Raw genomic sequence first — 6,649 nt, 5'->3', positions numbered from 1 at the left:
GGTGGAGCGGCGCCCCGACATCGACAGGCAGGGAGGTCCCAAGTGGACCATCGTGGGCGATTCCGAGACAGTGCGTTCTCATCGGCATGCCGTTGCGGAGGGCGCCGACCACGCCGCACGCGAACCATCGACATCACCTAGATCGGGTCTGGCTCCGAGCCCGCGCCTGTCTGCGCCTGTCTGCGGTGGTTCGGCTGGGACCTTCCAGGTGGGCTCGCGGAGCAGGTGGTCGTGCCCGCTATGCCACCTTGCGTGTTGGAAGCTGCCCGGCTGGCGGATGGCCGCTCAGGTCGCGGGTGTCGGTTGCTGGTCGCGTAGCCAGGGGATCAGCCCGCCGGCGAGCAGCATCGCGACCTGCCGATCGGACAGGCGGTGCCGGGTGGCGTAGGTCTGGTCGCGGGTGACGTTGCGCACCATGACCTCGGTGCCGTGGCTGATCGCGTGCCGCACGTCTTCCAGGAGGAGGACGTCGTCGGGTTCGATCAGGTCGTAGTCGGCGCGGTCGGTGAACTCCAGCGCGAGCACGCCGAAGTTGGCCAGGTTCTGCCAGTGGATGCGCGTGAACGACACGGCGAGGATCGTGCGTACCCCGAGGTAGCGCGGCGTGATGGCGGCGTGTTCTCGCGAGGATCCCTGGCCGTAGTTGGCGCCGCCGACCACGATGTGCCCGCTGCTGTCCTTTGTGGCCAGCGCCCGCCGCGGGTAGCTCTCGTCGAGCTGGGTGAAGGTGAACTCCGCCAGCTTGGGGATGTTGCTGCGGTAGGGCAGCACGCGGGCGCCGGCCGGGAGGATCTCGTCGGTGGACACGTCGTCGCCGACCTTGAGCGCGACCGGTGCCTCGATGCGGTCGGGCAGCGCCGTGAAGTCGGGCAGTGAGGCGATGTTGTGCCCCTTGACCAGCTCGATCCGCTCGCCGTTCAGCGAAGGTGGCTCGAGCATCGCGGTGTTCACACTGGACTCGGCCGGCAGCGCGACGTCCGGGTCGGGGATGCCGAGCAGCCGAGGCAGGTCGCGCGGATCGGTGATCTGCCCGGTGAGTGCGGCCGCGGCGGCGGTCTCGGGGGAACACAGGTAGACCGAGTCCTCCCGGGTGCCGGATCGTCCCGGGAAGTTCCGTGGGACGGTGCGCAGGCTGTTGCGCCCGTTCGCGGGTGCTTGGCCCATGCCGATGCAGCCCATGCAGCCGGACTGGTGCAACCGCGCCCCGGCGGCGATCAACGCGAACGTGGCGCCCATCTTGGTGAGGTCCTGCAGGATCTGCCGCGAGCTCGGGTTGACGTCGAAGGACACCCTCGGATGGGTCTGCCGTCCGGCGACGATGGCGGCGGCCACCGCGAAGTCGCGCAACCCGGGGTTGGCCGATGACCCGATCACCACCTGCTGCACCTCGCGCCCGGCCACCTCGCGCACCGGCACGACGTTGCCGGGTGAGCTGGGGAGCGCGATCAGCGGTTCCACAGTGGACAGGTCGATCTCGTCGGTGACGTCGTAGCCGGCGTCGGGGTCGGCGAGCAGCTCGACGAAGTCGGCTTCCCGCCGCTCGGCGCGCAGGAACGTGCGGACCTGGTCGTCGGCCGGGAACACCGTGGTCGTGGCGCCCAGCTCGGCGCCCATGTTGGCGATCACGTGCCGGTCCATGGCGGTCAGCTGGGCCAGCCCCGGGCCGTGGTACTCGATGATCCGGTTCACCCCGCCCGAGACGCCGTGGGTGCGCAGCATCCGCAGGATGACGTCCTTGGCGCTCACCCAGGCCGGCAGCGTGCCGGTCAGCCGCACCCCCCAGACCTCCGGCATGCGCAGGAAGATCGGCTCGCCGGCGATCGCCCTGGCCACCTCGATGCCGCCGAGGCCGATCGCGAGCATGCCCAGCGAGCCGGCCGCCGGGGTGTGGCTGTCCGAGCCGACCAGCGTGGTGCCCGGACGACCGAAGCGCTGCATGTGGGTGGGATGGGAGACGCCGTTGCCAGGCTTGGAGTACCACAGCCCGAACCGCTGGCAGGCCGACCGCAGGAAGTCGTGGTCCTCGGCGTTCTTGCTGTCGGTCTGCAGCAGGTTGTGGTCGACGTACTGCACCGACACCTCGGTGCGCGCGCGGTCCAGGCCGAGCGCTTCCAGCTCGAGCATCACCAGGGTGCCGGTCGCGTCCTGGGTGAGGGTCTGGTCGATGCGCAGGGCGATCTCCTCGCCGGGGGTCATCCGGCCGGAGACCAGGTGCGCGGCGATCAGCTTCTGCGTGACGTTGTGTCCCATGCTGTGCCTCCAGGCCGATTGTCCTCGTCGGGCTACCCGGTTCGGCGGCCGAGGAACCTATCCGGTGACAGGTGCTCCGGCGGGCACGGCCTGGTCACCGTCGGGGAGGTTCGGCGTGCGGGGGATCGGCAGCCCGTCGGCGGTGGCGAACGGGACGGCCGCGGGACCCGCGTCCTGGACGGGGGTGGCGCGTTCCAGGAACCGGAGCAGCTCGACGGGGAAGGGCAGCACGAGGGTCGAGTTCTTCTCGGCGGCGACCTCGACGACCGTCTGGAGCAGCCGCAGCTGCAGCGACGCCGGGTGCTTGGCCATCGCCTCGGCGGCCTCCGCCAGCTTGGCCGAGGCCTGCAGCTCGCCGTCGGCGGTGATGACCCGGGCCCGCCGCTCGCGCTCGGCCTCGGCCTGGCGCGACATCGACCGCTTCATCGACTCGGGCAGCGCCACATCCTTGATCTCCACCCGGTCGATGTGCACGCCCCAGTCCAGCGCCGGGCTGTCGATCATCAGCTCCAGGCCTTGGTTGAGCCGCTCCCGGTTGGACAGCAGGTCGTCCAGCTCGCTCTTGCCGATGATGGAACGCAGTGACGCTTGGGCGACCTGGCCGATGGCGGACACGTAGTCCTGCACGTCGACGGCCGCCCGAACGGGATCCGTGACCTGGAAGTAGACGACGGCGTCCACCCGGACCGTCACGTTGTCGCGGGTGATGCCCTCCTGGGCGGGCACCGGCATCGTGATGATCTGCAGGTTGACCTTCTGCATGCGGTCGGCGATCGGCACGAGCACCGCGAGCCCGGGCCCGCGGACCGCGGACCGCACGCGTCCGAACCGGAACACGACGCCCCGTTCGTACTGGGTGACGATCCGAACGCTCGTCGTCAGCAACACCATCCCGAGGCATACCGCCGCGAGCAGCACATACATGATGATCATTGTGTCCTCCGTACTGGCGATCGGGAGACCGACCGAACTGGTGGTGCCGACGACTCCTTTCCCGGGGCGAGCCGGCGCTTCCGACCGGCTCGCCCCGGTGGGGGACGACGTGGTGTCGGCTATGCCGCGGCGGTCGGGGTGATCCGGTCTGTTGTGGACGGTGAGGGAACCGGGTGTGCGAGGATGCCGGAGATGTCGGCCGGACCTGGGTGTTCGGGGGCCGGCGGCGCATACGCGGCGGCCACACCACCCGGTGGCGCCGAGGAGCGTCGTGGTGCCGGAGGCCTGGCCCGGTTCGCGACCTGAGACTCGGTCAGCGGGTTCGGGCCCACGAGCAGGAGCGTCAGAAGGGTCACCTTCACGACGAGCACGCTCGGGTGCGCCCGGCGGTGATGATCACCCGGTGGGCGACGTTCTACGGGGTAGAAGGACCGCACGAACCTCGGGTCCTCCATGGCCAGCCGGCGTTCGATCTCGCGCAGCATGGCCCGTTCGCGATCACTGAGCATGACACACCTCCTGGGGGGTGCCTCCCGGCTCGAGCGGAGCCATCGGCCGTGCACATTAATATCGTATCACGATATACTTGAGCCCGGCGTGGCCACCGCGCGAGGACCGGTCGGCGTGGTGTCATGAGACATGGCAACGGAGCAGCCCGTGGGACCAGAACCCCTGACCAAGCAGGACTTCGAGGCGCTGGCCCGGTTCCGCTTCGGCATCCGTCGCTACCTTCGCTTCAGCGAGGAGACGGTCCGCCGCCACGGCGTCACCCCGCAGCACTACCAGTTGCTGTTGGCGCTCAAGGGTTTTCCCGGCCGCGAGTGGGCGACCATGCGCGAGCTGGCCGACCGGTTGCAGCTCCGGCACCACAGCGTGGTCGAACTGGTCGACCGGGCGCAGAAACAGGGACTCGTCCGACGGGCACCGCATCCGCCCGACGCCCGGGTGGTGCGGGTCGAGCTGACCAAGGACGGGCAGTCGATCCTGGCTCGGCTCAGTGCGCTGCACCGCGAAGAGCTGCGCCGCATGGGTGCGGCGACACTGACGCCGCCGTGGCCCGACGCGGCCGGGGAAGGTGACGCAACCCCCTGAGGTCGTTCGATCCGGTCCTGTTTATATGAGTAGACTTGTAATAAACAGGGGTCGGGGCCCGAGCCGAACGGAGGCACCGATGGCGTACGTGATCGCGGAGCCCTGCGTGGACGTGATGGACCGCGCCTGCGTGGACGAATGCCCGGTGGACTGCATCTACGTCGGGGAGCGGTTCCTCTACATCCATCCGGACGAGTGCGTGGACTGCGGCGCCTGCGAGCCGGTGTGCCCGGTGGAGGCGATCTACTACGAGGACGACCTGCCCGAGCGCTGGTCGCCCTACGCCGAGGACAACGCCCGGTTCTTCACCGACACGCTGCCGGGTCGCGACGCGCCGCTGGACAGCCCGGGCGGCGCGGCGAAGATCGGTGACCTCGGCGTGGACACCCCGCTGGTGAGGTCGTTGCCGCTGCCCGCGGGCGGAGCGCTGTCATGACCGGAGACGCGCGCATCGTGGTCGGCGTCGACGGCTCGACCAACAGTCTCGTCGCGGTCGACTGGGCCTTGGCGGAAGCGGGCCGGCTCGATGCCAGGGTCGTCCTCTGCCACGTCGGACGTGCCTCCGGTGGACGCGCCTCCGGTGGGCTCGGTGGCGACGGCGAGGACGCGCTGTCCGCCGCCGAGCGGATGCTCGCCCGAGGGGTCCGGTACGCGCGTGGGCGGGCACCGAACGTCGAGGCGATCCCCGAGCCGCGGTCCGGCGGCCCGGCTCAGCAGCTCCTCGCCGCCGCCTCCGGCGCCGTGCTGCTGGTCGTCGGCGCGCGTGGCGACGGCGGGTTCCACGGGCTGCGCCTGGGATCGGTCAGCGCGCAGGTCGCCCGGCACGCGCATGGCACGGTGGTGGTCGTGCCCAACCTCGGTGACCGTGCCGGCGCCGAGCGCGACCCTCAGATCGTCGTCGGTGTCGACGGTTCCCCCGGCTCCGACGACGCGCTCGCGTTCGCCTTCGCCGAGGCGGTCCGGCGGAAGGCCGGTGTGCGTGCCGTCCACGTGTTCGACGCGGCCACGATGCAGGCCATGGCCACCCTGCCGCAGGAGGATCTGTACCGGCTCCACGTGAGTGCGGCGGACACCTTGCGCGGACTGCTCCGCGCGCACGCGCGTGCCCATCCCGCCGTCGAGGTCAGCCGCGAGCTGTTGTCGGGCGCGCCCGCCGCGACGCTGGCCGCCGCGTCGGCCACCGCCGAGCTGCTGGTGCTGGGCTCTCGCGGGCACGGCGACATCGCCACGTTGATGCTCGGTTCGACCAGCAACACCGTGCTGCACAACGCACAGTGCCCGGTCGCCGTCGTGCGGGGCGACCCGCGGTCGGGCCGCGCACACCCCAGGCGCCGCACGGTCACCAGGTTTGCACCCAAGCCATCAGCTGACATACGAGGGTGAGCGAGCGGCCGTTGACCGACGTCGAGCCGTTGCCCGCACTCGGGAGAGCGTGGGGTCGAGGAACGCGCCCGACCCGGCCGGCCGCCGATGATGTACCGGGCCGGCGCCAGTCGCCCCCCGCTCGGTGAGCGATCCGGACGCGCCGGTCATCCCGCTGCGACACCGCCCCTTCCGCGAGATCGCCCATGCGCGGCGTTGCTGGCCGAGGTGCGCGCGCCGGTCACCGCCGAGCGGCTGGAGCCGTTCGGCGAGCCGTCGCTGTGGCTGGCCCACCTGAGCGCCGCCGAGTTGCGGCCCCGGGTTCACGTGTCCTTCGAGCGGGGCGACGTCTTGCCGGTGACCGTGACGATCGCCTCGTCGCGCATCCGCTCGATCATGTGCGGGTAGTGCAGCTCGAACGCGGGACGCTCGGAGCGGATCCGGGGCAGCTCGGTGAAGTTGTGCCGGGGCGGCGGCGAGGACGTGGCCCACTCCAGCGAGTTGCCGAAGCCCCAGGGATCGTCCATGGCGGCGATCTCCCCGGTACCGGTAGCTCTTCACCACGTTGTAGACGAACGGCAGCACCGAGGCACCCAGGATGTAGGAACCGATGGTGGACACGGTGTTCAGCGTGGTGAACCCGTCCGTGGGCAGGTAGTCGGCATAGCGCCGCGGCATGCCCTCGTTGCCCAGCCAGTGCTGGACCAGGAACGTTCCGTGGAAGCCGAGGAACGTGGTCCAGAAGTGGAGTTTCCCGAGTGGCTCGTTGAGGTACCGGCCGGTGATCTTGGGGAACCAGAAGTAGATGCCGGCGTAGGTGGCGAACACGATCGTGCCGAACAGCACGTAGTGGAAATGAGCCACCACGAAATACGTGTCGGTCACGTGGAAGTCGATCGGCGGCGACGCCAGCAGCACCCCACTCATCCCGCCGAACAGGAACGTCACCAGGAACCCGATGCTGAACAGCATCGGCGTCTCGAAGGTCAGCTGCCCCTTCCACATGGTGCCG

6 protein-coding genes and 1 pseudogene are annotated in these 6,649 nt (G+C 70.2%); 3 read left to right on the top strand and 4 right to left on the bottom strand.

What is annotated here, in order from left to right; genetic code table 11:
• Positions 1 to 285: 285 nt before the first annotated feature.
• From GEV28_RS41565 to GEV28_RS41555, 3 genes are all read right to left on the bottom strand, one after another.
• Complete coding sequence (locus tag GEV28_RS41565; protein ID WP_291419768.1) at positions 286 to 2,250, bottom strand: aconitate hydratase; 1,965 nt, start codon at positions 2,248 to 2,250, stop codon at positions 286 to 288.
• A 57-nt stretch (positions 2,251 to 2,307) separates the two neighbouring features.
• The gene (locus GEV28_RS41560; protein ID WP_291419767.1) at positions 2,308 to 3,183 is read right to left on the bottom strand and encodes a slipin family protein; all 876 of its coding nucleotides are present in this window, start codon (positions 3,181 to 3,183) and stop codon (positions 2,308 to 2,310) included.
• Positions 3,184 to 3,302: 119 nt separating this feature from the next.
• Positions 3,303 to 3,692 (bottom strand): DUF3040 domain-containing protein, encoded by a 390-nt coding sequence (locus tag GEV28_RS41555; protein WP_291419765.1) that lies wholly within the window; start codon positions 3,690 to 3,692, stop codon positions 3,303 to 3,305.
• 148 nt (positions 3,693 to 3,840) lie between these two features.
• On the opposite strand from GEV28_RS41555, the gene GEV28_RS41550 reads away from it, so the two are divergent.
• The 3 genes from GEV28_RS41550 to GEV28_RS41540 all read left to right on the top strand — a co-directional run bounded on the left by GEV28_RS41550 (position 3,841) and on the right by GEV28_RS41540 (position 5,658).
• Complete coding sequence (locus tag GEV28_RS41550) at positions 3,841 to 4,275, top strand: MarR family transcriptional regulator (RefSeq protein WP_291419763.1); 435 nt, start codon at positions 3,841 to 3,843, stop codon at positions 4,273 to 4,275.
• Between the two features lie 79 nt (positions 4,276 to 4,354).
• On the top strand, positions 4,355 to 4,711 hold the full coding sequence (gene fdxA / locus GEV28_RS41545; protein WP_291419761.1) for a ferredoxin: 357 nt from the start codon (positions 4,355 to 4,357) through the stop codon (positions 4,709 to 4,711).
• The gene (locus tag GEV28_RS41540) at positions 4,708 to 5,658 is read left to right on the top strand and encodes a universal stress protein (protein WP_291419759.1); all 951 of its coding nucleotides are present in this window, start codon (positions 4,708 to 4,710) and stop codon (positions 5,656 to 5,658) included. Before fdxA ends, GEV28_RS41540 begins: the two co-directional genes overlap by 4 nt.
• Before the next feature lie 302 nt (positions 5,659 to 5,960).
• On the opposite strand, the pseudogene GEV28_RS41535 reads toward GEV28_RS41540, so the two are convergent.
• A pseudogene (locus GEV28_RS41535) lies at positions 5,961 to 6,649 on the bottom strand (cbb3-type cytochrome c oxidase subunit I); the annotation flags it as partial.

The sequence above is a fragment of the Actinophytocola sp. genome (genome assembly GCF_009379765.1).
Lineage (GTDB): Bacteria > Actinomycetota > Actinomycetes > Mycobacteriales > Pseudonocardiaceae > Actinophytocola.
This window is presented reverse-complemented; position numbering and strand designations above follow the sequence as displayed.

Bases quoted from the DNA above. Each gene is read 5' to 3' on its own strand.
- GEV28_RS41540 (WP_291419759.1), top strand. From the start codon at position 4,708: ATGACCGGAGACGCGCGCATCGTGGTCGGCGTCGACGGCTCGACCAAC.
- GEV28_RS41565 (WP_291419768.1), bottom strand. From the start codon at position 2,250: ATGGGACACAACGTCACGCAGAAGCTGATCGCCGCGCACCTGGTCTCC.
- GEV28_RS41560 (WP_291419767.1), bottom strand. From the start codon at position 3,183: ATGATCATCATGTATGTGCTGCTCGCGGCGGTATGCCTCGGGATGGTG.
- GEV28_RS41555 (WP_291419765.1), bottom strand. From the start codon at position 3,692: ATGCTCAGTGATCGCGAACGGGCCATGCTGCGCGAGATCGAACGCCGG.
- fdxA (WP_291419761.1), top strand. From the start codon at position 4,355: ATGGCGTACGTGATCGCGGAGCCCTGCGTGGACGTGATGGACCGCGCC.